This is a genomic window from Nonomuraea sp. NPDC050404 (assembly GCF_040655495.1).
Lineage (GTDB): Bacteria > Actinomycetota > Actinomycetes > Streptosporangiales > Streptosporangiaceae > Nonomuraea.
On record NZ_JBFAKB010000012.1, the window covers coordinates 186,596 to 212,343 of the forward strand.

Here is a 25,748-nt window from a genome sequence, read left to right on the forward strand (position 1 = left end):
CCGGGACGTTTTCGGCGGCATGCCCACGTCAGGACAGGAATGCCCGTAACAGTGCGGCCGTGCCCTCCAGGTGCTCCGCCACCGCCCGCCTGGCCGCGTCCGGGTCCCCGGCGAGGATGGCGTCCACGATGGCGCGGTGCTGCACGGCGGCGTGGTCCAGGTTGACCTGGAGCATCGGGATGGCGTTGAGCAGGTCGCTCACCCGGGAGCGGGCGTCGGCGCAGGTGGTGGCGAGCAGGTTGGAGCCGGTCAGCTCCGCGATGGACAGGTGGAAGGCCGTGTCGAGGCGCCGGTAGTCCTCCAGCCCCGCCCGGTTCAGGTCCGCGAGCCTGCGGGTGAGCAGGGCCCGCTGTTCCTGCGACAACTCGGTCGCCGCCAGGACCTCGGCCGCGCCGCACTCCACCGCCAGCCGGAAGGTGAGCGCGTCGGCGAGTTCCGCCCTGCCCATCTCCTTAACCGCCTGACGCAGGTCGCCGGGATCCGGCCTGGGCGGCACGTAGGTGACGAACGCGCCTCCGTAGCGCCCCCGGCGTACGTCGAGATAGCCCGACTCCGACAACGCGCGGATGGCCTCGCGCAGCGTCACCCTGCTGATGCCGAGCTGGACGGCCAGCTCCCGCTCGGGCGGGAGTTTGTCGCCGGGGGCGACGACGCCCAGCTTGATCGCCTGGAGCAGCCGTTCCACGGTCTCCTCGAAGGCGTTGCCCGCCCTGACCGGGCGCAACACCGTCATCAATCGTGCCGACTCGTCCAACGTGTCCTCAGGTCTTGACAAGCGATCCCGCCATACACATCAATGGTCTGAGACTAGCCCAATCAACGGGAAAGCGCCTCAGGCCAGATCGGAGCTGCGTAGCGTGGACGATCGAGGAAGCACCGGGTACCTTTCCGTCGCCGAATTGCGCGACGACGTGGCGGCCGGCCGGATCGACACCGTGCTCCTCGCGATCGCCGACATGCAGGGAAGACTTCAGGGCAAGAGACTGTCGGCGCGCTATTTCCTGAACGAGGTGCTGCACCACGGCTCCGAGGGGTGCAACTACCTGCTGGCGGTGGACGTGGACATGAACACCGTCCCCGGTTATGCGATGTCCTCCTGGGAGCGGGGGTACGGGGACTTCGTGATGAAGCCCGACCTGGCGACACTGCGCCGGGTGCCCTGGCACGAGGGGACCGCGATGCTGATGGCCGATCTGGCCTGGGAGGGCGGCGGCGACGTGGTGGCCTCGCCCCGCCAGATCCTGCGCCGGCAGCTCGCCCGTCTCGCCGAACGCGGGCTGGCCGCGTACGTGGGCACGGAGCTGGAGTTCTGCGTCTACGACGACAGCTACGAGGACGCCTGGAAGCGCGCCTACCGCGACCTGGAGCCGGCCAACCTGTACAACGTGGACTACTCGCTGCTGGGCACGGCCCGCGTCGAGCCGCTGCTGCGGCGGATCAGGCGCGGCATGGAGGGCGCGGGCCTGTACGTCGAGTCGGCCAAGGGCGAGTGCAACCTGGGCCAGCACGAGATCGCCTTCCGCTACGACGAGGCGCTGCGGACCTGCGACAACCACGTCATCTACAAGACCGGCGCCAAGGAGATCGCCGCCCAGGAGGGCAGGTCGATCACGTTCATGGCCAAGCCGAACCAGCGCGAGGGCAACTCCTGCCACATCCACATCTCCCTCCGTGGCGCGGATGGTGATCTGGTGATGGCGGGCGAGGGGCCGTACGGGCTCTCTCCGCTGGGCGCCCGCTTCATCGCGGGTCAGCTCGCCCTCATGCGCGAGCTGACCCTCATGTACGCGCCCAACATCAACTCCTACAAGCGTTATGTCCCCGGCAGCTTCGCGCCCACGGCCGTCAAGTGGGGCGTGGACAACCGCACCTGCTCGCTGCGGCTGGTCGGCCACGGAAGCTCGTTGCGCGTGGAGAACCGGGTGCCCGGCGGCGACGTGAACCCGTACCTGGCGGTGTCGGCGCTGATCGCGGCCGGGCTGCACGGCATCGACGCCGAACTGCCGCTGGAGGACCCGTACGGCGGCAACGCCTACACCTCGGGGGCCGAGACGGTGCCGCACACGCTGCGGGACGCGCTCGCCCTGTTCGAGGGCTCGAAGCAGGCCCGCGAGGCGTTCGGCGACGACGTGGTGGCGCATTACGCGAACAACGCGCGGGTGGAGCTGGCCGCGTTCGACGCGGCGGTGACGGACTGGGAGATGTTCCGTGGATTCGAGCGGATGTAGGTCATGAAGATCGTCAATCCGGCCACAGAAGAGGTCATCGCCGAGGTCGAGCTCGCCGGCCCGGCCGAGGTCGACCGGGCCGTGGAGCGTGCCAGGAAGGCGCAGGCGGCCTGGCGCGAGGTGGCGCCGGGCGACCGGGCGCGGCTGCTGCGCCGGTTCGCCGACCTGGTGGACTCCCACGGCGAGGAACTGGCGCGGCTGGAGCTGGCCAACGCCGGGCACACGATCGGCAACGCCAGGTGGGAGGCCGGCAACGTACGCGACGTGCTGCACTTCTACGCCGGAGCCCCCGAACGTAACCACGGCAGGCAGATCCCGGTGCCCGGCGGCGTGGACGTGACGTTCCAGGAGCCCCTGGGCGTCGTCGGGATCATCGTGCCGTGGAACTTCCCGATGGTGATCATGATGTGGGGGGTCGCACCGGCTCTGGCGGCGGGTAACACCGTGATCGTCAAGCCGGCCGAATGGACTCCGCTGACCGCGCTGAGGCTGGCCGAGCTGGCCCTGGCGGCGGGCCTCCCCGAGGGGGTGCTCCAGGTTCTGCCTGGGGCAGGGGAGGTCGCGGGGGCCCATCTGGTCAGGCATCCGGACGTGGCCAAGATCGTGTTCACCGGCTCGACCGAGGTGGGCAAGGAGATCGCCGCCGAAGCGGGGCGGCAGGTCAAGCGGGTGACGCTGGAGCTGGGCGGCAAGTCCGCAAATATCGTCTTCGCCGACGCCGATCTCGAAAAAGCGGCGAAAACCGCGCCCTATGCGGTCTTCGACAACGCCGGGCAGGACTGCTGCGCCAGGTCGCGGATCCTCGTCCAGGCCGGCGTGTACGACGAGTTCATGCACCGCCTCACCAAGGCCGTACGCGGCGTCGTGGTCGGCGACCCCCTCGACGAGGCCACCGAGATGGGCCCGCTGATCAGCGCCGAGCATCTGGACCGAGTGCGCGGCTTCGTCGAGGGCACACCCCACCTGCAAGGCGACTGCCCCCGGGGCAAGGGCTACTGGTTCCCGCCGACCGTGCTGACCCCCGAGCTCACCGACCGGGCGTTCACCGAGGAGATCTTCGGTCCCGTCGTGTCGGTGGTCAGGTTCGAGGACGAGGCGCAGGCCGTACGGATCGCGAACGACACCCCGTACGGGCTGAGCGGCTCGATCTGGACCCGTGACGTCGGGCGGGCGCTGCGCGTGGCCAGGGCCGTGGAGGCGGGCGCCCTGTCGGTCAACTCCCACTCCTCCGTGCGCTACTGGACCCCGTTCGGCGGCTTCAAACAGTCCGGCCTCGGCAGGGAACTCGGCCCTGACGCGCTCGCGGCTTTCACCGAGACCAAGAACGTCTTCATTTCGACGGAGTGAGTGGGATATGCAGCGGTTGCAGGATCGGGTGGCGGTCATCACCGGCGCGGCCGGGGGGATCGGGCTGGCCACGGCCCGGCGCTTCGCCGAGGAGGGCGCGAAGGTGGTCTGCGCGGACATCGACGAGGAGGCGGGCGTCAAGGCCGCCAACGAGGTCGGCGGCCTGTTCGTCAGGGCCGACGTGACCAGCGAGGATGACGTCGTCAGGATGTTCCAGACGGCCTGCGACACCTACGGCGGCGTGGACATCGCCTTCAACAACGCCGGCATCTCGCCGCCCGACGACGACTCGATCCTGGAAACCGGCATCGACGCCTGGCGGCGCGTCCAGGAGGTGAACCTGACCAGCGTCTACCTGTGCTGCAAGCACGCCATCCCGCACATGCGGCGCCGGGGCAAGGGCTCGATCATCAACGTCGCCTCCTTCGTGGCCGTCATGGGCTCGGCCACCTCGCAGATCTCCTACACCGCCTCCAAGGGCGGGGTGCTGGCGATGTCGCGGGAGCTGGGCGTGCAGTTCGCCAGGGAGGGCATCAGGGTCAACGCCCTGTGCCCGGGTCCCGTGGACACGCCGCTGCTGCGGGAGTTGTTCGCCAAGGACCCCGAGCGGGCGCAACGACGGCTGGTGCACGTGCCCCTGGGCCGCTTCGCCGAGGCGTCGGAGATCGCGGCGGCGGTGGCGTTCCTGGCCAGCGACGACGCCTCGTTCATCACGGCCAGCGAGTTCCTCGTGGACGGCGGCATCTCCGGCGCCTACGTCACGCCGCTGTAGGGGGCAGGTCATGCGTCGTCCCGTCATCGGCATCACCTGCTACGTCGAGTCCGCCTCGTTCACGGTGTGGCAGGACACGGCCGCGTCGCTGCTGCCGCACGCGTACGTGGAGCACGTCGTGCGCGCCGGCGGCCAGCCCGTCCTGCTGCCGCCGGCCGGCGCGCCCGCCGAGCTGGTCGGGCGGCTGGACGGCCTGATCCTGGCCGGTGGCGGTGACATAGATCCGGCCAGGTACGGCGCGGAGCCGCACGAACGCAGCGGCTATGTCCGGAAATTTCGCGATGAGGCCGAGTTCGCCCTCCTGGCGGCGGCACTCGACGCCGACCTCCCCTACCTGGGCATCTGCCGTGGCCTCCAGGTGCTCAACGTGACCCTCGGCGGCACCCTCCACCAGCACCTGCCCGACGTGGTCGGCACCACCGACCACTGCCCGGGCCCCGGCCTCTTCGGACGGCTCCCGGTCAGCCCGGCCCCCGGCACCCGCCTGTCCAAGGCGCTTGGCGAGGATCCGGTGACGGTCGCCCACTACCACCACCAGTCCGTGGACCGCCTCGCCCCCGGCCTGACCGTCACGGCTGCCACCGGGGACGGCACGATCGAGGCCGTGGAGGCGGACGCCTCGGGTACGTTCACCATGGCCGTGCAGTGGCATCCGGAGGTGAATGAGGACTCCGCGTTGTTCGAGGCGCTCGTACGGGCCTGCTGAACGCTCACCCGACCGGCTGGAGCCTCCCTTCGACCGTGATGGCGTCCGCGCCGTATTCGCCCTCCAGCCTGCCGCGCACGCCGTCGTCGGCCACCCAGACGCCGATCACGACCTTGCCCGTGATGGGATTGGCCGAGGTCGAGACGATGCCGGCGTCCTTCACCCCCTCCAGGCGCCGCTGGATGGCGAGCATTTCGGCCTCGGTGCGCTGCCCGGCGGTGATGCACAGCGCGCCACCCCACACCTCACGAATCCACCCCTCTCGCTCCGCCAGGTCACCGGTGAAACGCAGATTGATCACATATGACTCGGCGTCGACCTCCATCTGCTCCTCGGGGTGCGGCGGCATCGGGGCCAGCCGGTCGAGCCAGGCCCCGGCGAAGTCGTCGGCGGTCCTCGCCCGCTCAAGCGCCCTGTTCATGGTCTTCTCCGTGGTCCGCGCCGGGTCGAGGACCCGCCAGCCGCCTTCGGGAGCGGGGCACGGGGTGTCGAGCCCGAGCCCGTCCTCCTTCGGCGGCTTCCGCTCGTCCGGCTCGCCCGGCGGCTCAGTCAGCGTCAGCCGGGCACCGTCCCAGGTGCCCGTCACCCGGTAGGTGCCCCACTTCACTCCGCGCTCCGACTCGTGCTCGACCTTGCTCCAGTCCCAGCCCAGGACGTCGGGGCCGTGGCATTGGGGCGGGTCCGAGGTCATGAGCACAGGGCACAACTGCGGCCCGTGCCCGTCACCTTCGAGCACGGGAATGCTCGCCGTGTAGCGGATCGGCTCGGGCGGGCGGGCCACTTCCGTACCGCAGGACGCAACGGCGGACAACGCCACCACTATCGCCAACCGACGCATATCTCAAAGACGTCAGCGCGCCCGCAATGGTTCACCCCGCCCGCGACGCGACAACACACCCGTAACAGCACTAGGCTGGCGGACATCACCGACGAATCCGTGCGGGAGAGTGTCCTGGCAGCCGGTCAGGGCCCCTGAAGGAGCAAGCCCTCCCCGCGAACCTCTCAAGGCAAAGGACCGCGCGGCCGAGGTGTCCTCTGGAAAGCAGGCCTGCGGGGCCTCGCCGAAGGTGAAAGTCCGGCCAAAAAGTCGGGTGAAGCTCTCAGGCATCCATGACAGAGGGGGAGGATGCTGGCATCCACTCCTGTCCTGAGGTGCGACATATGTCCCGACCGACACCGCTACGAGACGTCCACGAGGACCTCGGCGCCACGCTCACCGACTTCGCCGGTTGGCTCATGCCGCTGCGCTACGGCAGCGAGTCGGCGGAGCACAGGGCCGTCCGCGAGGCGGCCGGGCTCTTCGACCTCTCGCACATGGGTGAGATCTTCCTGACTGGGCCGCAGGCGGGCCAGGCGCTGGACCACGCCCTGGTCGGCCACCTGTCCGCGCTGGCACCCGGGCGCGCCAGGTACACCATGATCGTGAACGAGCGCGGCGGGGTGCTCGACGACCTCATCGTCTACCGGCTCGGGGACGAGGAGTTCATGGTCGTGGCCAACGCCTCGAACTACCGGAAGGTCGCCGCCGAGCTGCTCGATCGCGCGAAGTCGTACGACGTGGTCGTCGAGGACCGCTCCGACCAGTACGCGCTGATCGCCGTCCAGGGACCCCGCTCGCAGGAGATCCTCGCCACGCTCACCGACGCCGACCTCGGCGGGCTCAAGTACTACGCGGGCCTGCCCGGCGTGGTGGACGGGCGGCGGGCGCTCATCGCCCGTACCGGCTACACCGGTGAGGACGGGTTCGAGCTGTTCGTCGCGAACCAGGACGCGGTGCCGCTCTGGCACGCGCTCATGGCGGCCGGTGAGCCGCACGGGCTCAGGCCGGCGGGCCTGTCCAGCCGCGACACGCTCAGGCTGGAGGCCGGCATGCCGCTGTACGGCAACGAGCTGAGCGCGGAGCTCACCCCGTTCGACGCGGGGCTGGGCAGGGTGGTGAAATTCGACAAGCCGGGTGACTTCGTCGGCAGGTCGGCGCTCGAGGCGGTCAAGGACGACCCGCCGCGACGCCGGCTCGTCGGCCTGGTCGCGCGGACCCGCCGGGTGCCGCGCCACGGTTACCCGGTCACCAAGGACGGCGTCGTCGTCGGCGAGGTCACCAGCGGTGCGCCCTCCCAGAGCCTGGGAAAGCCCATCGCGATGGCGTACGTGGACGCGGGCGTCGATTCAGGCCTGGCTGTGGACATCCGGGGCAGCCATGAACCTATGGACCTGGTTGAGCTGCCCTTTTACAGGAGGAACAAGTGAGCATGAGCATCCCTGAAGAGCTGAGCTACACCAAGGAGCACGAGTGGGTGGCCGGCCTCGACGACGGCATTACCGTGACCGTCGGCGTGACGGCCTTCGCCGCCGCGTCCCTCGGTGACGTGGTCTTCGTGCAGCTCCCCGAGGTCGGGGCGAGCGTCGAGCGGGGGGACTCCGTCGGTGAGGTGGAGTCGACCAAGTCCGTGAACGAGATCTACGCGCCCGTCGGCGGCGAGATCGTCGAGGTGAACCAGGCCGTCGCGGACGACCCGAGCATCGTCAACGGCGACCCCTATGGCGACGGCTGGATGTTCAAGATCCGTATGGCAGGCGACGCCGAGGACCTGCTCTCGCCGGAGGAGTACACGGCGCTCACCTCGAGCGAATCCTGACGTACCCGCCGGGGCCCCACCCGGGCCCCGGCCTCTCATGAAGGGCGCACATCAATGGCGATCAGCGTCTTCGACCTCTTCAAGATCGGCATCGGCCCGTCGAGCTCCCACACGGGCGGCCCGATGGCCGCCGCGCACAAGTTCGTGCGCGGCCTGCACGAGGACGGCCTGCTGGAGCGGGTGGCGCGCGTGGAGGCCATCCTGTACGGCTCGCTCGGCCTGACCGGCAAGGGCCACGGCAGCGACAAGGCGGTCCTGCTCGGCCTGTCAGGCGAGAAGCCCGAGCTGGTGGACGTGGACACCGTGGACGCCCGCATCGCCGCGATGCGCGAGTCGGGCACCGTCAAGCTGTACGGCGCCCGGGAGATCCCCTTCGTCGTGGGCGAGCACCTCGTCTTCGAACGCAAGATCTCCCTCCCCGAGCATCCGAACGGCATGCGCTTCACCGCGTACACGGACTCGGGGGAGCAACTGCGGGAAAAGGTCTACTTCTCGGTCGGCGGCGGCTTCGTCGTGGACGAGAAGGCCACCGGCGCCGACCGCATCAAGCCCGACGACACCGTGCTGCCCTACCCCTTCACCACCGGCGAGGAGCTGCTCAAGCACTGCTCCAACACGGGCCTGTCGATCTCCGCCCTGATGCTGGAGAACGAGCGCGCCTTCGGCCGCGACGAGGAGCAGATCCGCCAGGGCCTCCTGCACCTGTGGCACGTCATGTCCGAGTGCGTGCGCCGTGGCATCTCCAAGGAGGGCGTCCTGCCCGGCGGCCTGAAGGTCAAGCGCCGCGCCAACCAGATGCACCGCCGCCTGCGCTCGGAACACTCCGAGAAGGACCCGCTGCAGGCCATGGACTGGGTGATGTTGTTCGCGCTGGCGGTCAACGAGGAGAACGCCGCCGGCGGCCGGATCGTCACCGCCCCCACCAACGGCGCCGCCGGCATCATCCCCGCCGTCCTGACCTACTACGACCGTTTCGTCCCGCACGCCGACGACGAGGGCGTGGTCCGCTTCCTCCTCACGGCCGGCGCGATCGGCGTGCTGTTCAAGGAGAACGCCTCGATCTCGGGCGCGGAGGTGGGCTGTCAGGGCGAGGTCGGCTCGGCCTGCTCGATGGCCTCCGCCGCACTCACCGAGGTCCTCGGGGGCACCCCCGAGCAGGTGGAGAACGCCGCCGAGATCGGCATCGAACACAACCTGGGGCTGACCTGCGACCCGATCGGCGGCCTGGTGCAGATCCCGTGCATCGAACGCAACGCCCTGGCCTCCGCCAAGGCGATCACGGCGGCCCGCATGGCCCTCCACGGCGACGGCCGCCACTTCGTCTCCTTGGACAAGGCGATCAAAACGATGAGAGACACGGGACGGGACATGCTGGACAAGTACAAGGAGACCTCACGCGGCGGCCTGGCCGTCAACGTGATCGAGTGCTGATCGCCTTCGAGTGGTACCATAAAGTTGTACCACTCGAAGGGAAGGCCATGTCCATCACCGCCAGCGAGGCGCGCCGTCGCCTCTTCCCTCTCATCGAAGAGGTCAACAACGACCGCACAGCCGTGGAGATCGTCTCCAAGAGCGGAAACGCCTACCTGGTGGCCGCGGAAGAGTACGAAGCCCTTCGTGAGACCGCCTACCTGCTGCGCTCCCCCGCCAATGCCCGCCGTCTGATCGAGTCGTACCGAGAAGCGGTCGAGGGAGGCCACGAGCCGCACGAACTGCTGGATGACGAGCTCTCCCGGTGAAGGTCGCCTTCACAAGTCAGAGCTGGGAAGACTATGTCCACTGGCAGACCGCAGACCCGCAGATCCTCAAAAGGATCAACCGGCTCATCGAGGACGCACTGCGCGACCCCTTCGAGGGAATCGGCAAGCCCGAGCCGCTGAAGTACGCGCTGGCGGGCGCATGGTCCCGGCGCATCACCGAGGAGCACCGTCTGGTGTACCTCCCCGCAAACGACGAGATCGTCGTCTTGCAGGCCCGCTACCACTACGAGTAGAACGTGATCGAGCGCTGACCGGGATGGGCTCCTGAAAGATCCGCCCCAAGCTTGTCATTACCCAGAGCCATATACAGTGACTGCCTGTAGTCTCTCCGAGGGTTTCCGCGGAGAGGACGGCGCGCATGGGGCGGCTGGTGGGGGTTTTCGTCACGGTTATGGCGCTCACCTCGGGGTTTGCCGCTCCGGCGAGAGCAGCCGAGAAGCCGCTTCCCGTCGTCTACTCGGGAGTGCTGGCGGCGGCCCACGCCACCCTGAACCCCGGCGCCGATCCGGCGGGCGCCAACGACTGGGACTGCCGGCCGTCGGTCGCGCATCCGCGGCCGGTGGTGCTGGTGCACGGCACGCTGGCCAACATGACCATCAACTGGTTCACCCTCTCCCCGCTGCTGCGCAACCAGGGCTACTGCGTCTTCGCCTTCAACTACGGGCAGCAGAGCGCGCTGCGTCTCGGCCTGCCGGGCGCGATCCCGCCCGGCGGCACCGCGCCCGTCGATGAGTCGGCGGGGGAACTGGCGGTCTTCGTCGATCGTGTGCTGGCGGCCACCGGAGCGCCCGACGTGGACCTCGTCGGCCACAGTCAGGGCGGCATGATGCCGCGCCACTACCTGAAGTTCCTCGGCGGCGCCCGCAAGGTGGGCAGCCTGGTGGGGCTCGCTCCCTCCAACCACGGCACCACGCTCCTGGGACTGTCACGCATTCCCGGAGTGCCGGAACTGCTGACCACGGCGGGTGGGGAGAGCGTACGGGACCAGATCGCCGGTTCGGCGTTCCTGCGCAGGCTGAACCAGGACGGGGACACGGTGCCGGGGGTGCGGTACACGGTCATCGCCAGCCGCCTGGACGAGGTCGTCACCCCCTGGCGTTCGGCGTTCCTGGACGGCCCGCAGGTCACCAACATCGTGCTGCAGCACCAGTGCCCGCTGGACGTCTCCGACCATCTGGCCATCTCCTTCGACGCCCGAGCCCTGCACCTGGTCCTCAACGCCCTGGACCCCGCCCACGCCACCCCTGTCGACTGCCGGCTGACGCTACCGGCCAACGGCGGCTGATCTCCCTCTAACGCCGTACGTGCAGGTGGATGACGGTTGGGGTCTCGTCGTCGGCGGCCTCGCGGCGGATGCGGCCCACGATGTCCTGGTCCAGCTTGCTCACCACCGAGCCCACGTCCGCCGCGGCCGGGCAGGCCAGGTTCATGTGCAGGCCGTCCTCGCCGACCCGGACGCCCGTCCTGCTCAGCCCGTCCACGCCCTTGAGGCCCACGAACAACATGGCCGTGCCCGTGCCGTTGTGCACGCCGCGGCGGCCCCAGCCCAGGCACAGCAGCAGCCAGCGCAGCGCGACCAGGGCCAGGAGCAGCAGGCCGAGGGCCAGCAGCCACAGCGGCCAGGGCTGCTCGGCCAGCGCCTTGTGGGCGTGGGCGGGCAGGACCTTGGCGGTGGGCGACAGGCCGAAGAAGCGGTCCTGGCCGCGCAGCCACGCGTACCCGCCCACGCCGAGCAGCGTCCCCCCGACGATGGCCAGGCCGACGCGGTTGCCGGTGTACTGACGCATCACACGGCCTTCTTCCTGACAGCCTGGCCCCGGCCCCGGCCCCGGCCCTGGCCCTGGCCCTGGCAGCCTTGTATTGAGCGCATCGGCATCACACCGCCCTCTTGCGCAGGCGGACCACGACCTCGCCGGTGCCCAGCGTGCCCACGCCCGCCAGGCGGTCGCCCACGGCGGTGCCGACCTGGCGCAACATCTGGCCGGAGCTCTCCGCGCCGGTCGTGACCGTGACCTCGATGGTGCGCCTGCGCAGCCGTACGTGGGCCTTGTCCACGCCCGCCACCTGCTGCGCCGCCGAGCGCAGCGTACGGCGCAGGCCCGAGCGGGTGATGCCGATGACGAGCAGCGGGTCGGACGTCTCCACCGGCACCAGCCTGGAGCGGCCCGGCACGACCGCCAGCAACAACATCAGGGCTCCCGCCCCGGCCGCGGCCATAGCCGTCGTGGCGGTGCCCGGCCACGTGCTCTTGCCCGCGAGCTCGACCAGCTCGTTCACCGGCACCCAGCCGAGCGGCTTGCCGAGCAGCCCCGACACCACCTCGGCCGAGGTCGCCCCCAGGCCGGCGGCCGTCGTGAGCGCGACCAGGGCTCCCGGAACGGTACGCGCCGGCCGCAGTACCCTGCTCGCCCTGCGCAATCCGGCGTTCCGCGGGGCCGCGACGGCGGGCAGTATCTGCTGAAGCGTGGTCATCACAACGACAGACGTACATGGGTCCCGCATGGCCGCAACCGCGCCCTCGCCGCCGATTTGCCCGAACATTACGGGGAGGGAAATGAATGCGAACAAGCCTCATATTCATTTGCCCGATATGCGGTTACGCTGCCCATATGGATGACCGCCAGCGCTACGACCGCGCCACAGCGGCTCTGGAGCCGCCGTTCGCGATCCTCGACCTGGCGGCCATGCGGGCCAACGCGGCCGACCTCCTGCGGCGGTCGGCAGGCAAGCCGATCAGGGTGACCAGCAAGTCCGTACGCAGCCGCCCGCTGCTCGAACGCATTTTGGCCATGGACGGCTTCCGCGGCATCATGGCCTTCACCCTGCCCGAGGCGCTCTGGCTGGCCTCGAACGGCTTCACCGACCTGCTCGTGGCCTACCCCACGACCGACCGGCACGCCCTCGCCACCCTGGCCGGCGATCCCGTCGCCGCCCGGCACGTCACCGTGACCGTCGACTCACCGGCCCACCTGGACTTCATCGAGGCGGCCGTGGCCGGCGTCCATCCCCGCGCCGAACTCCGCGTCTGCGTCGACATCGACGCCGCCTACGTCACCCTCGCGGGCAGATACCGGGCCGGCGTGCTGCGCTCCCCCGTCCGCCGCCCGCACGACGCCGCCGACCTGGCCGCCGTCATCGCCAAGCGGCCCGGGTTCCGGCTGACGGGCCTGATGGCGTACGAGGCCCAGATCGCGGGAGTCGGCGACGCCCCGCCCGCGAACGCCCTCCGTACCCAGGCCATCAGGCTCATCCAGGCCCGCTCCGCCAAGGACCTCATCCTGCGCCGCGGCCTCATCGTGAACGCCGTGCGCCAGATCGCCGACCTCGAGTTCGTCAACGGCGGCGGCACCGGCTCCGTCGAGCGCACGGCACGCGAGAAGGCCATCACGGAGGTGGCCGCGGGCTCCGGCTTCTTCCACCCGCGACTGCTCGACTTCTACCGGCGCGTCACCGGCCATCCGGCCGCCCTGTTCGCCCTGCCGGTGGTGCGCCGCCCCGCCGCGGACACGGCGACCGTGCTCGGCGGCGGCTACCTGGCCTCCGGCCCGGCGGACCCCTCGCGCCTGCCCCAGCCGTACCTGCCCGCGGGGCTGCGTTACGCGCCGCACGAGGGCGCCGGCGAGGTGCAGACCCCACTGCTCGGCCAGGCGGCCGAGGACCTGCGCATCGGCGACAGGGTGTGGTTCAGGCACGCCAAGGCGGGCGAACTGTGCGAACGCTTCGACACCCTGCACCTCATCGACGGCGACACCCTGGTGGAGTCGATCCCGACCTACCGCGGCGAAGGCCGGACCTTCCTGTAGCCGGGCCGGACCTTCCTGTAGCCAGGGTAGAAGTCAGCGGCGGCGACGACGGCGGCGCCACAACACGATGGCCGCCCCCACGACCAGCACCGCGCCCACCCCGATCAGCACCGGCCCCAGATCGGGCCGCTCCTCCTCCCACACCCCGTCGGGATTGTCGGTGTAGTCGACCGGCCGCGGCGTGACCCCGAGCGCGTCCCCCACGGACGCCACGAAGTGCTCGGCCCGGCTCCTGACATCGGCCACCGTACGCTCGGCGACTCGCTTGGGACTCACCCGGTCGGCAATGGCGTCGACCGTGTGCGCCAACTCCGTGCGCGTTCGCGCGATCTGCCGCTCCAGCTCGTCGGGATCGGTGTCAGCCATGGCTCTCCTTTCGACCGTACGCGTGCCCCGCGCCGCGTCCCGTGCGGGTTCGGTCCGTTCTGGTCGTGATCAGTCTGTCAGGTCGGCGGCCTGTACGGCACGGCGGCCAGGCCGTTGGGTAGCGGGGAAGACCGGTAAGTTGGCGGGAAGAACGCAAGGAGGGCCCCTTTGACCGAGACCAGACTCGCGCCCGGCGACGCCGCGCCCGAGTTCACGCTTCCCACCGCCGACGGCGGCACCGCCTCTCTCGACACCTACCGCGGCAAACGGGTGATCCTCTATTTCTACCCCGCCGCGATGACGCCCGGCTGCACGAAGCAGGCCTGCGATTTCCGCGACAACCTCGCCCAGCTCACCGCCGAGGGTTTCGTCGTCCTCGGTGTGTCGAAGGACAAGCCGGAGAAGCTGGCCAAGTTCGTCGACCGCGACGCGCTCACCTTCCCCTTGTTGTCGGACCCCGACCTGGCCGTCCACCAGGCGTACGGCGCGTACGGCCCGAAGAAGTTGTACGGAAAGGAAGTCGTCGGGGTCATCCGCTCGACCTTCGTCATCGACGGGGACGGAAAAGTGGAGCAGGCGCTCTACAACGTGAAGGCCACGGGCCACGTGGCCTCACTCAAGAAGAAGCTCGGCCTGGCCTGAGCCATCCGCGGGCCCTCCCTCGCCGAGAGGGCCCGCATCATGCACGAAATAAACCGCAAATTACCACATTTAAATTCCGACCCAAGAAATGTCGGAGTCGTTTTCTAGACTCGAGCCGTGGCAGCGTACATCAAGTATTCTCGCGAGTTGCTCACGGAAGCAGCCGCCGAATCCCGCAGTGTCGCCGACGTGCTCCGGCGCCTGGGGATCAAGTGGACCGGCGGCAGCCACGCCCACATCAGCCGTCGGCTGAGACACTTCGGCATAGACACCTCCCACTTCGTGGGACAGGCCCACGGCAAAGGACGGCGTTCCGCGACTATCCGCCGTTACCAGGAAGTTCTCGTGCTACGACCGCCGGGCTCCATTCGCGAGAAGGCTCCGGCACTGCGCCGGGCTCTGGGCGAAGCAGGGGTCCCGTACACGTGCGCAGGCTGTAAGATTGGCGACACGTGGCAGGGAAGGCCGATGACTCTCCATGTCGACCACATCAGTGGCGACTGGCTCGACAATCGCGTGGAGAATCTTCGCTTCCTATGCCCGAATTGCCATTCCCAAACTGCCAACTTCGCAGGCAAGGGAAAGGCGAAAAGGGGTCGTAGCCCAATGGCAGAGGCGCAGTCTTTAGGTGGCTGTTAGTGTGGGTTCGAATCCCACCGGCCCTACAACAGTGTTGTCGCGCCTACCCGGTCCAGCTGGGCTCCGGGTTTGTGTCCTCCTCGTCTGAATCGTCGGGTACCCCTACGCGGGGCGCCGACGGTATGCAGTGGGCGCCTTCGTCTCCCGGGGCGCAGGCCCAGTCGCCGGGGCCGGGGCCCCAGTAGCGGTGATGTGGCTCCCATTGCTGATGAGGTTCCAGCCACACGTCGTACCGGTCGCCGAGGTCATGGGGGTGGTCGTTCATGGCCGCCACCGTGGTGCCGCCGAGCAGGCCGCCGACGAAGAGGCCGATCAGGGCGGCCGCCAGGATCTGGGGCCTTCTGCGGTGCGGGAAGGAGCTGTCAGGCGGCTCCTGTTCCCAATCCGCCACCGGATTCGGGCTCGTGGTCGGGATTTCCGCGTAGGCGCGGTCCGCCTGTTCGCCGTACTTGAGTTCCCTGGTCGGTTCTGTCGCGGCCGACTCCGCCGAAGCCGAGGCCGATTCCGATTCTGTGGAAATCGGCTCCGTGGGGGTCGGGTCGCGCGGCGCTTCCTCTTCACCGCGCGACCCGGCGTCTCGATCATGATCCGCCATCACGATCTCCCTTTACTCGCCCGCAGGGGGCGCTCCCAGTAGTAAGGATGGCAAAACCACCGTAAGCCCCGCGTAAGAGCCTGGCTATGTAAGACCTGGGTCGTAGTCATACTTCCACCTTCAGACGGACCTATCTCGCGACGCCGCTACATATCGTGATGGTGTGTTCGGCAGGGTACGGGCGTGGTCCAGGCGCCATGACAAGCTGGCGGGCGTCCTGCGGGTCGCGCCCTTGGCGGCGCTGTGCGTCGCGACGGCGGTGCCGTACGCGGCGACCCTTCCCCCGGACGGCGACGCCCTGCTCAGCGTCGGCCGTTTCCTGGGCATGGCGGCGCTGCTGCTCGCGCCGCTGCTGGTCTGGCGGGAGCGGCCGCTGGTCTCGTTCGCCGCCGTGGCGCTGATCAGCTTCGGGCAGTGGCTGGCGCAGGCCGATCCGCAGCCGGCCAATCTCGCGGTGCTGTTCGCGCTCTGGGCGGTGGCCTACCAGTGCTCGTTCCGCTGGGCGGTGGCCGCGTGCCTGGTGGCCGAGCTGGGCGTGTTCCTGATGCTGGTCAGCTGGGAGACCCCCACGCTGGGTATGTTCCTCAGTTGCTCGATTCTCGTGGTGACGGTCTGGCTGGCCGGTCTGTACGCCAGCACGCGCCGGCGCTACCTGGAGGGCCTGGAGGAGCGGGCGGAACGGGCCGAGCGCGAACGCGACCAGCAGGCCAGGATGGCGGCCGCGGCCGAGCGCGCCAGGATCGCCAGGGAACTGCACGACGTCGTGGCGCACAATGTCAGCGTGATCGTGGTGCAGGCGGACGGCGCGGGTTATGCCATGGAGAGCGACCTGGAGCAGGCTCGCCTGGCCGTCAGGACGATCTCCAAGACCGGCCGCGCCGCGCTCGCCGAGATGCGCAGGCTGGTCGGGGTGTTGCGGGAGAACGAGGCGGCGGGCACCGACTACACCCCGCAGCCGGGGCTGGGGCAGTTGGAGGACCTGGTGCTCGGCTCGGCCGTGCCGACCCGGCTGCGCGTCGCCGGCGTGCCGGGTGAGTTGCCGGAGGGCCAGCAGCTCACCGTCTACCGCATCGTCCAGGAGGCGCTGACGAACGCGCTCAAACACGGCGGTCCCGGCGTCGAGGCCGCTGTGGAGATCGACTATGGCGGGTCCGACCTGGTCGTTCGCGTGACCGACAACGGCCGGGGCGCGGCTGCTCCCGGCAGTCCCGATGGGCACGGCCTGATCGGCATGCGGGAGCGGGTCGGCATGTACGGCGGGGCCGTGTCGGCGGGACCCCGGCAGGGCGGCGGTTTCGAGGTTCTGGCCCGGCTGCCCATGGCGAAGGAAGCCGCGTGAGAGGCAGCGCGACGCCTATAGCGAAGGAGACCGTGTGAGAGGCAGCGCGGCTCCTAGGGCGAAGGAGGCCGTGTGAGAAATTCCCATGGCCAGGGAGGCCGCGTGAGAGGCGCCCGCCGGAGGAGTGCACGTGCTGAGGACGGGCGTGTTGAGGAGGCGGGTGCGTGATTCGTGTGATGCTGGTGGATGATCAGCAGTTGTTGCGGGCGGGGTTCAAGATGGTGCTCGGGGCGCAGCCGGACATCGAGGTCGTGGCGGAGGCCGGCGACGGGGCCGAGGCGCTGGAGTTGCTCAAGACCACCGAGGTGGACGTGGTGCTGATGGACGTCCGCATGCCCGCCATGGACGGCGTGGAGGCCACCAGGCGCATCGAGGGGCCGAAGGTGCTCATCCTGACCACGTTCGACCTGGACGAGTACGCCTTCGCGGCGGTCAAGGCGGGCGCGGCGGGGTTCCTGTTGAAGGACGTGCCGCCGGCCGACCTGGTCAGCGCCATCAGGGTGGTGCACGCGGGCGAGTCCGTGGTCTCACCGGCCACGCTGCGGCGCATGCTGGACCGTTTCGCCGCGCAACTCCCGTCCGGCGAGGCCGAGACGGCGGCGGCCGAGCTGACGCCGCGTGAGCGCGAGGTGCTGCTCATGGTGGCGCGCGGGCTGTCCAACATGGAGATCGCGACCCGCCTGGAGGTGGCGGAGGCGACGGTGAAGACGCATCTGGGCCGGGTGCTGGCCAAGCTGGGGCTGCGGGATCGTGCCCAGGTGGTCGTGTACGCGTACGAGACCGGCCTGATCATGCCCTCCCCTAGGCCGAAAGTCTGACAAGGGTCATCCACCGGCGCACCCGAAGTCCCTCCTCAGTGCCCATAAATCGGGAAATTTCCGCTCCTAGCGTTGGTCACGCCCAACCGACGCGACCAAGGAGTGACCGTGACACTCACCGATACCCGGAGCCAGGCCCCGCCCGCCGTACTGGCCACCGATCTGAGCAAGGTGTACGGCCAGGGCGACACCCGGGTCCAGGCCCTGCGCGAGGTGAACGTGTCCTTCGCCACCGGCGCGTTCACCGCCATCATGGGCCCGTCGGGCTCGGGCAAGTCCACGCTGATGCACTGCCTGGCCGGCCTAGACACGGCCACGTCGGGCACCGTGCACATCGGTGACGTGGAGCTGACAGGGCTGAGCGACCGGCAGCTCACGCTGCTGCGCCGCGAGCGGATCGGCTTCATCTTCCAGGCGTTCAACCTGCTGCCCACGCTGAGCGCCGAGCAGAACATCCGCCTGCCCCTGGACATCTCCGCCCGCCGGGCCGACCAGAGCCTCTTCGACCGGGTCATCGACACCGTCGGGCTGCGGGACAGGCTCTCGCACCGGCCGGCCGAGCTGTCGGGCGGCCAGCAGCAGCGCGTGGCCGTGGCCAGGGCGCTCATCAGCAAGCCCCAGGTGATCTTCGCCGACGAGCCCACGGGGAACCTGGACTCGCGCAGCGGCGCCGAGGTGCTGTCGTTCCTGCGCACGTCCGTGCACGAACTGGGCCAGACCATCGTCATGGTCACGCACGACCCGGTGGCGGCCTCGTACGCCGACCGCGTGGTGTTCCTGCGCGACGGCGAGCCGGTCAGCGAGATCGCCGCGCCGACGCCGCAGAGCGTGCTGGACACCCTCGTCCGGTTGGAGGGCTGAGATGCGCCAGAGATGGCCTATGTGCGGCTGGATAGCTGAGATGTCGAAGACGGCCCACGTGTGGCTGGAGGGCCGAGGTGCTTGAGACGGCGCTGGCCGGGCTGCGTGCGCATCGGCTCAGGCTGCTGCTCACGTCGCTGGCGATCATGCTGGGCGTGGGCTTCATCGCGGGCACGTTCGTGCTGAACGACACCGTCGAGGCCGGTTTCGCCCAGCGGGTCACGGCCGATGCGGGCAAGGTGGACGTGGCCGTGCTGCCCGCGAAGAGCGACGGCCTGCTGCCCGAGGAGGTGCTGGAGCGGATCCGGGCGATTCCCGGCGTGAGCGAGGCCAGGGGCCTGATCCGGGGCAGCGCGCCCGTACTCGGCAAGGACGGCAAGACCTTCGGCAATGCCCCGACGACCGCCATTTCGGTCATCACCGGCCCGCTCGGCCGTACCGACGTGGTCTCCGGCACCGGTCCCGGCACCGACGACCGGGCGGCCGTGCTGGACGAGAACACCGCCAAGGCCCAGGGTTTCCGGCTCGGTGACACGATCACGGTGCTCGACGCGGAGAAGACCGGGCACCGGTTCAGGCTCGTCGGCCTGATCGACACCGGCGTGGACCAGATGCTCGCCTTCACCGGCGCGGTCGGCTTCACACCGGCCACCGCGCAGCGGATGACGGGCGTCAAGGGGTACGTGGAGATCGACGTGGCGGGCACCGTCGCGAAGCAGGCCGTGGCGGCGGCCGCCGGCGGCTCGTACCAGGTCATGACGGGCGCCGAGCTGGCAGACGACCTGGCCAGGGCGGCCGGGGTGGAGACCAGGATGTTCACGCTGGGGCTGCTGCTGTTCGGCGTCGTGGCGATGATGGTGGCCGCGCTGGTGATCTACAACACCTTCACCATCCTGGTCGCCCAGCGCACCCGGGAGATGGCGCTGCTGCGCTGCATCGGAGCCACGCGCGAGCAGGTGTTCGGCTCGATCGTGCTGGAGTCGGCCGTCGTGGGCCTGCTGGCCTCCGCGCTGGGCCTGCTCATCGGGTACGGCCTGGCCACCGCCACCCTGGCCGTGCTCGGCGCGGTGGACGCCCCGCTGCCCACGGACGCGGCGGTGGCGGTGACGCTCACCCCGGCCACGATCGCGATCGGCCTGGCCGTCGGGCTGGTGGTGACGGTGTGCGCCGCCCTGCTGCCCGCCCGTTCGGCCACCCGGGTGCCGCCGATCGCGGCGCTGCGCAATCAGGCGGAGGAGCGGACGTTCCGCACCGGCCTGGTACGCGCCGGCTTCGCGGCCCTCTTCCTGCTGGCGGGCCTGGGCACGACCGGCGTGGGGACCTTCGCTCTCGAACCCGGGCAGGTCTCGCTCATCGTCGTGATGGCCGGCGGCTCGCTGACGTTCCTGGCGGTGCTCATCCTGGGCCCGGTGCTGGTCGGGCCGCTGAGCGCGCTGGTGGGCTGGATCCCGCGCAGGCTGTTCGGAGTGCCGGGCCGGCTGGCGGTGGACAATTCGGGCCGCAACCCGAGGCGGGCCGCGACCACCACGGTCGCGCTGACGATCGGGGTGACGCTGATGACGCTGATCTCGGTGGTCACGGCGTCCACCAGGCTGACGATGACGGACAAGCTGGACGAGCAGTTCCCGGTCGACTACCTGCTGGCCACCCAGGAGCGCGACTCGGTCATCCCCAGGTCCGTGGCCGAGGAACTGCGCGGTCATCGCGAGCTGGCCTCGGTGGCGCAGATCCGCGAGGTGGAGGCCGCCGTCGCGGGCGAGCGGGTCGTCGTGGGCACGTTCAGCGGGTCCTTCGAGCCGTACGTCACCGCCGGCTCCATGAACGGTTTCCGCGCCGGCCAGGTCGCGCTGGAGGACACCGTGGCCGAACGGCTGGGCCTGCGGCTCGGCGACACGGCGACGATCAGGACCAAGCGGGCGGGGACCGTGTCCCTGAAGGTGGTCGCGCTGCTCGACGGCGACCAGTCCACGCTGACGCCCGTCACGGTGCCGGAGAAGGAGTTCGACGCCTACTTCGGCGCGGTGCCCGACTCCCGCGTGATGGTCAACGTGGCTGACGGTGTGCCGCCGGACCGGGCCCGCGCGGTGGTGGACGCCGCCACGGCGCGCCATCCGACCGTGCAGGTGAGCAGTTCGACCGAGATCCGCGGGCAGTTCGACGAGACCCTGGACATGATGCTCATGATCATTACTGGGCTGCTCGGCCTGGCCGTCCTGATCTCACTGCTCGGCATCGCGAACACGCTCTCCCTGTCGGTCCACGAGCGGACCAGGGAGTCGGCCCTGCTGCGCGCCCTGGGCGTGACCCGGCCGCAGCTGCGCCGGATGTTGTCCATCGAGGCGCTGGTGCTCGGCCTGATCGGGGCGCTGGTGGGCGTGGTGCTGGGGGTCGTGTTCGGGTGGGCCGCGATGCGGGCGATGCTGGACGGGGCCGTGTTCTCCGTGCCGGTCGCGCAGATCGTGCTGTTCGTGGTGCTTTCGGGGGTGGCGGGGGTGCTGGCGGCGGTGCTTCCGGCCCGCCGGGCCGCGCGGGCCTCGATCGTGGGCTCGCTCGCCACAGACTGACCCGGGCGAACCACGCGTAACCGCATAAATACGAAATACCTGGATAGAGGGTACGCGTGGGGTCGGGCGTCTTATGGGGGCGGCGCCCGGCCCTCCCACGGCGTCCCGGCCCTCCCACGGCGCCCAGCCTGTTAACGGCGCCCGGCCCTTCAACGAGCGCCCAGCCCGTCAACGGCGGCCGGCTCTACCACGCGGCCCCGGCCCTGCTGCGGCGGTCAGCGGGGGGTGCGGCCCGGCCACAGGTCGGCCACGCTCTCCGGGTCGAGCAAGGGCTTGACCACCACCTCACCCGTCGCCCGGTCGATCACCACGCAACCGCCCCCCACCGTCTCCGGCAGCCGGACCGGATCGTCGGGTTCGAGGTCGCGGATCCACGCCACATAACCGCCCTCGAACCCGAACACGCCCACCGGCAGCGCCTCCTGCGGCGTACGCACCCCGTTGAAGTACTCCTCGGCAAGCGCCCTGGCCTGGTCCAGATTCATCGCGGCCGCCCCCGGCGATCGAGTATCACGCAGAACACACCCGTCACGGTCCGATACGGCGGCTCGACCGACATGTGCCCCCGCTGGGCGTCGACCCAGAGCACCTCGCCGTCGAAGTTGACCGCGTTCCAGGCGTGCGAGCCGCCGCCCGGCCAGCGCACCACGATGACGGCCCCGGCGCCGTGCCCGGCGTCGAGCAGCCGCCGCGCGATCATCGGGTAGGCGTGCCGCCCCTGACCCGCGTACTGCAGCCGTTGTCCCGCCCACCGCTCGATCCTGGCCACGCTGCCCTGCTCGCCGGTCAGCAGCGGCCGGCCGATCCGGTCGTACTCGGGCTGCCTGGGCGCGGCCGTCGCGGGCTCGCCGTGCCAGGTGGACAACACGGCCAGCGCGCAGTCCGCGGCGTTGGAGGCCCGGAACGGGTCGTCGGCCGGGCCGCCGCCGTTGATCAGCCGTACCCAGGTGCCGCGCGGGTCGGGGAAGCGGGCGCCGGGCCGCAGCGCCTCGGCCAGGTCCCGCTCCACCTGCGGGTCCGGCTGCGCAAGCCCTCCCGGCACCCCGTACGGGCGGCTGTCGGCCAGCCTGGGCGGCCGCTGCGGGCCATCGAACCAGTCACCCTCAGGCCGATACGAACCGTCCAACCGGTCACGCTCAGGCCGATGCGGACCGTCCAACCGGTTGCCCTCAGGCCGATGCGGACCGTCCAACCGGTTGCCCTCGGACCGATGCGGGCCGTCGAACCGGTTGCCCTCGGACCGGTGCAGGCCGTCGAACCGGTCGCCCTCGGACCGATGCGGACCGTCGAACCGGTCGCCCTCGCGCCGGTGCGGGCCGTCGAACCGGTCGGGCCGCTTGGTGCCGTCCCCTGAGGCGTCGCCGGCACCCGGCTCGGCGGCCTGCTCGTAGTCGAGCCACCGCACACCGTCCGCCACCACGGGGTTGTACTGAAGGGTCCCTCGGACACTCGGCTTACGCTCGCGGAACACGGCCTGCCTCTCGTCATGCTCGACGACCGATCGTAGGGGCGACGCCGTGACCGTGAGGCTGAGTCGGCGATATTCGCCCTTCGATCCAGGCCCCGTACCTGCGCAAACAGGTCGAACCTCAGCCCACCCGCACGGTGATGGTGTGATGGCCGGTCGCGCCGTCGGGGGTGATCGGCGCGCGCTGGTCGGTCTGGGTACGTCCGGCGGCGTCAGTCGCCCGCACCGCGATCGTGTGCTCGCCCGGCGTCGCGGCCCAGTCGATCGACCACTGCCGCCAGGTGTCCGGCCCCGGCACCTCGGCCAGCTTCGCCTGCCGCCACTCGCCGCGGTCCACCCGCACCTCGACGGCGTCCACGCCGGTGTGCTGCGCCCAGGCCACCCCGGCGATCTTGGTGTTGCCCGCCTTGAGCGAGCCGCCCGGCTGGGGCACGTCGATGCGCGACTGGGTCTTGATCGGGCCCTTGGCGGACCAGCCGCGCGGGGTCCAGTACGCCTCGTCGGTGTCGAACCTGGTCACCTTGACGTCCACCACCCACTTGGTGGCCGAGACGTATCCGTACAGACCGGGCACCACCTGCCGCACGGGGAAGCCGTGATCCACGGGCAGCGCCTCGCCGTTCATCGCGACCGCGAACAGCGCGTCGCGGCCGTCCATCACCACGTCCGCCGGGGTGCCGCAGGTGAAGCCGTCGGCGGAGGTGGACAGCAGCATGTCGGCGTCGGACCGCAGTCCGGCCCTGCGCAGCACGTCGGCCATGCGCACGCCCAGCCAGCGGGCGTTGCCCACGTAGGGGCCGCCGACCTCGTTCGAGACGCAGGTCAGCGTGACGTCGGCCTCGGTGAGCGGCAGCTTCAGCAGGTCGGCGTAGGAGAGCTCGACGGGGCGTTCGACCATGCCGTGGATACGCAGCGTCCAGTTTGCCGGATCGACCTGGGGGACGACGAGGGCGGTGTCGACGCGGTAGAAGTCGCGGTTGGGGGTGATGAACGGCGACAGGCCGCCGATCCGCAGGTCCGCGCCGGCCGGGATGGGCCTGGCGGGGGTCACGGGCTTCGGCAGCGCCACTCCGGCGCGCGCGGCGTCCACGGTCTGCCGGCCGCCGAGCTGCCGCCCGAGCACGGTGGCGGCCCCGGCCACCACCACGCCACCGGCGACCCCGGTCAGCAACCGCCGCCGATCGAACTCCGGCACCTGCCCTCCGGCCCGCATCACCGCCGGCCGCTCAACCTCTCCCCCACCCGCCTCCTCCAGCGGCTCACGAGAGACGCCGTCCTGCCGGGCGACGCCCCTAGAGTCCGCATCGTGCTGGGCGACGTCCCTGGACTCCGGGTCGTGCTGGGCGACGTCGCGGGGCGCTGAGGCCCGAGAGGCGGTGCCCTCCGGGAGGGCTGTGCCGCGGCGTTCGCCCGTTGCCCGCCGTACCAGCCAGGACAGCGCCCACGCCCCCGCGGCCACCCCCACCACGGTCGGCAACGCGTCCAGGACCCCGGCGTCCGGCCGGGTCACCACCGCCAGCACGCCGACCACCCCGAACGCGCCCAGCCCGGCCAGGCCCCAGCCGAGCCGCCGGCGGGCCAGCACCCCGAGCAGCGCGGCCACCCCGGCGAGCACCACCAGCACGCCGCCGACCAGCACGGCCTTGTCGTTCTCGCCGAACGTCCTGATGGCGAAGTCCTTGACCGGGGCGGGCGTCAGATCGACGGTCACATCGCCCACGGCCACCACGGGAAACGTCTCGGGCCCCACGACCCCGGCGACGAGCTGCGCGATGCCGAGGGAGACGCCCCCGGCCACCAGCCCCGGCAGCGCTCCCGCCCAGGCGGGGATCTCATTCCTCTGCACAGTCCGAAGGTACGTCCGCCGGCGCCGCGCGAACCTTACGCGGTGATTACGAGCTGAGCAGTTCGCGCACGATGGGCGCCAGCGCGCGGAATGCCCGCCCGCGGTGGCTGATCGCGTCCTTCTCCTCGGGCGCCAGCTCGGCCGTCGTACGCTCCTCGCCCTCGGGCACGAGGATCGGGTCGTACCCGAACCCGTTGGTCCCCCGCGGCGTCCTGATGAGGCGGCCCGGCAGCGCGCCCTCCACCACCCGGGACTCCCCCGACGGCAGCGCCAGCGCGGCGGCGCAGGCGAAGTGCGCGCCCAGCTTGTCGGCGGGCACGTCGGAGACCTGGGCCAGCAGCAGGTCGAGGTTGGCCTGGTCGTCGCCGTGGCGTCCCGCCCAGCGGGCCGAGAAGACGCCCGGCATGCCGTTCAGCACGTCGACGCACAGCCCGGAGTCGTCGGCCACCGCGGGCAGCCCGGAGCCCTGCGCGACCGCGTGCGCCTTGAGCAGGGCGTTCTCCTCGAACGTGACGCCGGTCTCGGCGACCTCGCCGATCGAGGGGAACTCCTCCAGCCCGACGATGTCGAACCCGGCGAGGATGCGGCGCAGCTCCGCGATCTTGCCCGCGTTGCGGGTCGCCAGCACGATCTTCATGAACCCAGGGCCTCCTGCTGGATGAGGGTCAGCTCCTCACAGCCTGCCACGGCCAGGTCGAGCAGCCGGTCGAGGACCCCCCGGTCGAACGGCATGCCCTCGGCCGTGCCCTGGACCTCGACGAACGAGCCCTCGCCGGTCATCACGACGTTCATGTCGGTCTCGGCGGCGACGTCCTCGGTGTAGCAGAGGTCGAGCATCGGCACGGAGCCGACCACGCCGACGGAGACGGCCGAGACAGAGCCGATGAGCGGGTCACCCGGGCACATCTTGCGCCCCCGCATCCACGCGACCGCGTCGGCGAGCGCGACGTACGCGCCGGTGATCGCGGCGGTCCTGGTGCCGCCGTCGGCCTGCAACACGTCGCAGTCGAGCAGAATGGAGTTTTCCCCCAACGCTTTGTAATCGACGCACGCGCGTAGCGAACGGCCGATCAGTCGCGATATCTCATGTGTGCGCCCACCGATTTTCCCGCGAACCGATTCACGATCGTTACGCGTATTGGTTGCCCGCGGCAACATCGCATATTCGGCCGTAACCCAGCCCTGCCCGCTGCCTCTGCGCCATCGGGGCACGCTGTCCTGGACGGAAGCGGCGCACAACACCCGGGTGCCGCCGAATTCCACCAGCACAGAGCCCTCGGCGTGCGTCAGCCATTGCCTGGTGATGGTTATGGGGCGAAGCTGGTCGGGGTTGCGGCCATCCTGTCGGGACATGCAGA

The 25,748-nt window shown here is 70.3% G+C and carries 28 protein-coding genes, 1 tRNA gene and 1 riboswitch; of the genes, 18 read left to right on the forward strand and 11 right to left on the reverse strand.

The window, feature by feature from the left end; genetic code table 11:
- Nucleotides 1-28: 28 nt before the first annotated feature.
- The gene (locus AB0I81_RS31885) at nt 29-733 is read right to left on the reverse strand and encodes an FCD domain-containing protein (protein ID WP_360664433.1); all 705 of its coding nucleotides are present in this window, start codon (nt 731-733) and stop codon (nt 29-31) included.
- A gap of 124 nt (nt 734-857) precedes the next feature.
- Between AB0I81_RS31885 and AB0I81_RS31890 the strand changes: the two genes are divergently transcribed.
- Genes AB0I81_RS31890 through AB0I81_RS31905 form a run of 4 tightly spaced genes read left to right on the forward strand, consistent with a single transcriptional unit; the run spans nt 858 to nt 5,053 of the window.
- Nucleotides 858-2,228 carry a glutamine synthetase family protein gene (locus AB0I81_RS31890; RefSeq protein WP_360663897.1) on the forward strand — a complete coding sequence of 457 codons (1,371 nt, stop codon included), beginning with the start codon at nt 858-860 and terminating at the stop codon, nt 2,226-2,228.
- A gap of 3 nt (nt 2,229-2,231) precedes the next feature.
- Nucleotides 2,232-3,575: an aldehyde dehydrogenase family protein gene (locus tag AB0I81_RS31895; RefSeq protein ID WP_360663899.1), complete on the forward strand. Its 1,344-nt coding sequence runs from the start codon at nt 2,232-2,234 to the stop codon at nt 3,573-3,575.
- A gap of 7 nt (nt 3,576-3,582) precedes the next feature.
- The gene (locus AB0I81_RS31900) at nt 3,583-4,347 is read left to right on the forward strand and encodes a 3-oxoacyl-ACP reductase (protein WP_360663900.1); all 765 of its coding nucleotides are present in this window, start codon (nt 3,583-3,585) and stop codon (nt 4,345-4,347) included.
- Nucleotides 4,348-4,357: 10 nt separating this feature from the next.
- The gene (locus AB0I81_RS31905) at nt 4,358-5,053 is read left to right on the forward strand and encodes a gamma-glutamyl-gamma-aminobutyrate hydrolase family protein (protein ID WP_360663902.1); all 696 of its coding nucleotides are present in this window, start codon (nt 4,358-4,360) and stop codon (nt 5,051-5,053) included.
- 4 nt (nt 5,054-5,057) lie between these two features.
- On the opposite strand, the gene AB0I81_RS31910 is transcribed toward AB0I81_RS31905, so the two are convergent.
- The gene (locus AB0I81_RS31910; protein WP_360663904.1) at nt 5,058-5,864 is read right to left on the reverse strand and encodes a hypothetical protein; all 807 of its coding nucleotides are present in this window, start codon (nt 5,862-5,864) and stop codon (nt 5,058-5,060) included.
- A gap of 119 nt (nt 5,865-5,983) precedes the next feature.
- Nucleotides 5,984-6,081, forward strand: a riboswitch (glycine riboswitch).
- A gap of 133 nt (nt 6,082-6,214) precedes the next feature.
- Here AB0I81_RS31910 and gcvT point away from each other — a divergent pair.
- From gcvT to AB0I81_RS31940, 6 genes are all read left to right on the forward strand, one after another.
- Nucleotides 6,215-7,300, forward strand: coding sequence for a glycine cleavage system aminomethyltransferase GcvT (gene gcvT / locus AB0I81_RS31915; protein WP_360663906.1), 1,086 nt, complete (start codon nt 6,215-6,217; stop codon nt 7,298-7,300).
- 2 nt (nt 7,301-7,302) lie between these two features.
- Nucleotides 7,303-7,689: a glycine cleavage system protein GcvH gene (gene gcvH, locus AB0I81_RS31920; protein WP_360663908.1), complete on the forward strand. Its 387-nt coding sequence runs from the start codon at nt 7,303-7,305 to the stop codon at nt 7,687-7,689.
- A 54-nt stretch (nt 7,690-7,743) separates the two neighbouring features.
- Nucleotides 7,744-9,120 (forward strand): L-serine ammonia-lyase, encoded by a 1,377-nt coding sequence (locus tag AB0I81_RS31925; protein WP_360663910.1) that lies wholly within the window; start codon nt 7,744-7,746, stop codon nt 9,118-9,120.
- Nucleotides 9,114-9,428, forward strand: coding sequence for a type II toxin-antitoxin system prevent-host-death family antitoxin (locus AB0I81_RS31930; RefSeq protein ID WP_360663912.1), 315 nt, complete (start codon nt 9,114-9,116; stop codon nt 9,426-9,428). The genes AB0I81_RS31925 and AB0I81_RS31930 overlap by 7 nt, the downstream gene beginning before the upstream one ends.
- Nucleotides 9,425-9,682 (forward strand): Txe/YoeB family addiction module toxin, encoded by a 258-nt coding sequence (locus AB0I81_RS31935; protein WP_360663914.1) that lies wholly within the window; start codon nt 9,425-9,427, stop codon nt 9,680-9,682. Before AB0I81_RS31930 ends, AB0I81_RS31935 begins: the two co-directional genes overlap by 4 nt.
- Nucleotides 9,683-9,807: 125 nt before the next feature.
- Nucleotides 9,808-10,734 (forward strand): alpha/beta fold hydrolase, encoded by a 927-nt coding sequence (locus AB0I81_RS31940; RefSeq protein WP_360663916.1) that lies wholly within the window; start codon nt 9,808-9,810, stop codon nt 10,732-10,734.
- 7 nt (nt 10,735-10,741) lie between these two features.
- Here the strand turns inward: AB0I81_RS31940 and AB0I81_RS31945 are convergent, their stop codons facing one another.
- Complete coding sequence (locus tag AB0I81_RS31945) at nt 10,742-11,236, reverse strand: hypothetical protein (RefSeq protein ID WP_360663918.1); 495 nt, start codon at nt 11,234-11,236, stop codon at nt 10,742-10,744.
- A gap of 88 nt (nt 11,237-11,324) precedes the next feature.
- Nucleotides 11,325-11,921: a DUF6286 domain-containing protein gene (locus AB0I81_RS31950; protein ID WP_360663920.1), complete on the reverse strand. Its 597-nt coding sequence runs from the start codon at nt 11,919-11,921 to the stop codon at nt 11,325-11,327.
- A gap of 137 nt (nt 11,922-12,058) precedes the next feature.
- On the opposite strand from AB0I81_RS31950, the gene AB0I81_RS31955 reads away from it, so the two are divergent.
- Complete coding sequence (locus tag AB0I81_RS31955) at nt 12,059-13,252, forward strand: amino acid deaminase/aldolase (protein WP_360663922.1); 1,194 nt, start codon at nt 12,059-12,061, stop codon at nt 13,250-13,252.
- A 33-nt stretch (nt 13,253-13,285) separates the two neighbouring features.
- Here AB0I81_RS31955 and AB0I81_RS31960 read toward each other — a convergent pair whose 3' ends face one another.
- Nucleotides 13,286-13,618: a DUF3618 domain-containing protein gene (locus AB0I81_RS31960; RefSeq protein WP_360663924.1), complete on the reverse strand. Its 333-nt coding sequence runs from the start codon at nt 13,616-13,618 to the stop codon at nt 13,286-13,288.
- A gap of 168 nt (nt 13,619-13,786) precedes the next feature.
- Here AB0I81_RS31960 and bcp point away from each other — a divergent pair, with 168 nt between their 5' ends.
- The 3 genes from bcp to AB0I81_RS31975 all read left to right on the forward strand — a co-directional run bounded on the left by bcp (nt 13,787) and on the right by AB0I81_RS31975 (nt 14,925).
- Nucleotides 13,787-14,260 (forward strand): thioredoxin-dependent thiol peroxidase, encoded by a 474-nt coding sequence (gene bcp / locus AB0I81_RS31965; protein WP_360663926.1) that lies wholly within the window; start codon nt 13,787-13,789, stop codon nt 14,258-14,260.
- A gap of 345 nt (nt 14,261-14,605) precedes the next feature.
- On the forward strand, nt 14,606-14,899 hold the full coding sequence (locus tag AB0I81_RS31970; protein ID WP_360664436.1) for an HNH endonuclease: 294 nt from the start codon (nt 14,606-14,608) through the stop codon (nt 14,897-14,899).
- Nucleotides 14,853-14,925: transfer RNA gene (locus AB0I81_RS31975), tRNA-Leu, on the forward strand. The genes AB0I81_RS31970 and AB0I81_RS31975 overlap by 47 nt, the downstream gene beginning before the upstream one ends.
- A 17-nt stretch (nt 14,926-14,942) precedes the next feature.
- Here the strand turns inward: AB0I81_RS31975 and AB0I81_RS31980 are convergent.
- A complete protein-coding gene (locus tag AB0I81_RS31980; RefSeq protein WP_360663928.1) occupies nt 14,943-15,494 on the reverse strand; it encodes a hypothetical protein in 552 nt (183 codons plus the stop codon).
- A gap of 163 nt (nt 15,495-15,657) precedes the next feature.
- On the opposite strand from AB0I81_RS31980, the gene AB0I81_RS31985 reads away from it, so the two are divergent.
- The 4 genes from AB0I81_RS31985 (at nt 15,658) to AB0I81_RS32000 (ending at nt 21,076) form a co-directional block, all read left to right on the forward strand.
- The gene (locus AB0I81_RS31985; protein ID WP_360663930.1) at nt 15,658-16,833 is read left to right on the forward strand and encodes a histidine kinase; all 1,176 of its coding nucleotides are present in this window, start codon (nt 15,658-15,660) and stop codon (nt 16,831-16,833) included.
- Between the two features lie 164 nt (nt 16,834-16,997).
- On the forward strand, nt 16,998-17,651 hold the full coding sequence (locus AB0I81_RS31990) for a response regulator transcription factor (RefSeq protein WP_360663932.1): 654 nt from the start codon (nt 16,998-17,000) through the stop codon (nt 17,649-17,651).
- A 108-nt stretch (nt 17,652-17,759) separates the two neighbouring features.
- Nucleotides 17,760-18,512, forward strand: coding sequence for an ABC transporter ATP-binding protein (locus AB0I81_RS31995; protein ID WP_360663934.1), 753 nt, complete (start codon nt 17,760-17,762; stop codon nt 18,510-18,512).
- Between the two features lie 77 nt (nt 18,513-18,589).
- Nucleotides 18,590-21,076, forward strand: coding sequence for an FtsX-like permease family protein (locus AB0I81_RS32000; protein WP_360663936.1), 2,487 nt, complete (start codon nt 18,590-18,592; stop codon nt 21,074-21,076).
- Between the two features lie 215 nt (nt 21,077-21,291).
- Here the strand turns inward: AB0I81_RS32000 and AB0I81_RS32005 are convergent, their stop codons facing one another.
- From AB0I81_RS32005 to rph, 5 genes are all read right to left on the reverse strand, one after another.
- On the reverse strand, nt 21,292-21,561 hold the full coding sequence (locus tag AB0I81_RS32005) for a hypothetical protein (RefSeq protein WP_360663938.1): 270 nt from the start codon (nt 21,559-21,561) through the stop codon (nt 21,292-21,294).
- Nucleotides 21,558-22,493 (reverse strand): toxin glutamine deamidase domain-containing protein, encoded by a 936-nt coding sequence (locus tag AB0I81_RS32010; protein ID WP_360663940.1) that lies wholly within the window; start codon nt 22,491-22,493, stop codon nt 21,558-21,560. The genes AB0I81_RS32005 and AB0I81_RS32010 overlap by 4 nt, the downstream gene beginning before the upstream one ends.
- 172 nt (nt 22,494-22,665) lie before the next feature.
- Complete coding sequence (locus AB0I81_RS32015) at nt 22,666-24,390, reverse strand: molybdopterin-dependent oxidoreductase (RefSeq protein WP_360663942.1); 1,725 nt, start codon at nt 24,388-24,390, stop codon at nt 22,666-22,668.
- A 46-nt stretch (nt 24,391-24,436) separates the two neighbouring features.
- Nucleotides 24,437-25,027, reverse strand: coding sequence for an RdgB/HAM1 family non-canonical purine NTP pyrophosphatase (rdgB, locus tag AB0I81_RS32020; protein ID WP_360663944.1), 591 nt, complete (start codon nt 25,025-25,027; stop codon nt 24,437-24,439).
- Nucleotides 25,024-25,743 carry a ribonuclease PH gene (gene rph, locus AB0I81_RS32025; RefSeq protein ID WP_360664439.1) on the reverse strand — a complete coding sequence of 240 codons (720 nt, stop codon included), beginning with the start codon at nt 25,741-25,743 and terminating at the stop codon, nt 25,024-25,026. The genes rdgB and rph overlap by 4 nt, the downstream gene beginning before the upstream one ends.
- Between the last annotated feature and the right edge of the window lie 5 nt (nt 25,744-25,748).

Excerpts from the sequence above, each read along its gene's own strand:
- AB0I81_RS31945 (WP_360663918.1), bottom strand. The coding sequence starts at position 11,236 with ATGCGTCAGTACACCGGCAACCGCGTCGGCCTGGCCATCGTCGGGGGG.
- gcvT (WP_360663906.1), top strand. The coding sequence starts at position 6,215 with ATGTCCCGACCGACACCGCTACGAGACGTCCACGAGGACCTCGGCGCC.
- rdgB (WP_360663944.1), bottom strand. The coding sequence starts at position 25,027 with ATGAAGATCGTGCTGGCGACCCGCAACGCGGGCAAGATCGCGGAGCTG.
- AB0I81_RS31895 (WP_360663899.1), top strand. The coding sequence starts at position 2,232 with ATGAAGATCGTCAATCCGGCCACAGAAGAGGTCATCGCCGAGGTCGAG.
- AB0I81_RS31900 (WP_360663900.1), top strand. The coding sequence starts at position 3,583 with ATGCAGCGGTTGCAGGATCGGGTGGCGGTCATCACCGGCGCGGCCGGG.
- AB0I81_RS31885 (WP_360664433.1), bottom strand. The coding sequence starts at position 733 with ATGACGGTGTTGCGCCCGGTCAGGGCGGGCAACGCCTTCGAGGAGACC.
- gcvH (WP_360663908.1), top strand. The coding sequence starts at position 7,303 with ATGAGCATCCCTGAAGAGCTGAGCTACACCAAGGAGCACGAGTGGGTG.
- AB0I81_RS31925 (WP_360663910.1), top strand. The coding sequence starts at position 7,744 with ATGGCGATCAGCGTCTTCGACCTCTTCAAGATCGGCATCGGCCCGTCG.
- AB0I81_RS31960 (WP_360663924.1), bottom strand. The coding sequence starts at position 13,618 with ATGGCTGACACCGATCCCGACGAGCTGGAGCGGCAGATCGCGCGAACG.
- AB0I81_RS31940 (WP_360663916.1), top strand. The coding sequence starts at position 9,808 with ATGGGGCGGCTGGTGGGGGTTTTCGTCACGGTTATGGCGCTCACCTCG.
- AB0I81_RS32005 (WP_360663938.1), bottom strand. The coding sequence starts at position 21,561 with ATGAATCTGGACCAGGCCAGGGCGCTTGCCGAGGAGTACTTCAACGGG.
- AB0I81_RS31950 (WP_360663920.1), bottom strand. The coding sequence starts at position 11,921 with ATGACCACGCTTCAGCAGATACTGCCCGCCGTCGCGGCCCCGCGGAAC.
- AB0I81_RS31955 (WP_360663922.1), top strand. The coding sequence starts at position 12,059 with ATGGATGACCGCCAGCGCTACGACCGCGCCACAGCGGCTCTGGAGCCG.
- rph (WP_360664439.1), bottom strand. The coding sequence starts at position 25,743 with ATGTCCCGACAGGATGGCCGCAACCCCGACCAGCTTCGCCCCATAACC.
- AB0I81_RS31905 (WP_360663902.1), top strand. The coding sequence starts at position 4,358 with ATGCGTCGTCCCGTCATCGGCATCACCTGCTACGTCGAGTCCGCCTCG.
- AB0I81_RS31980 (WP_360663928.1), bottom strand. The coding sequence starts at position 15,494 with ATGGCGGATCATGATCGAGACGCCGGGTCGCGCGGTGAAGAGGAAGCG.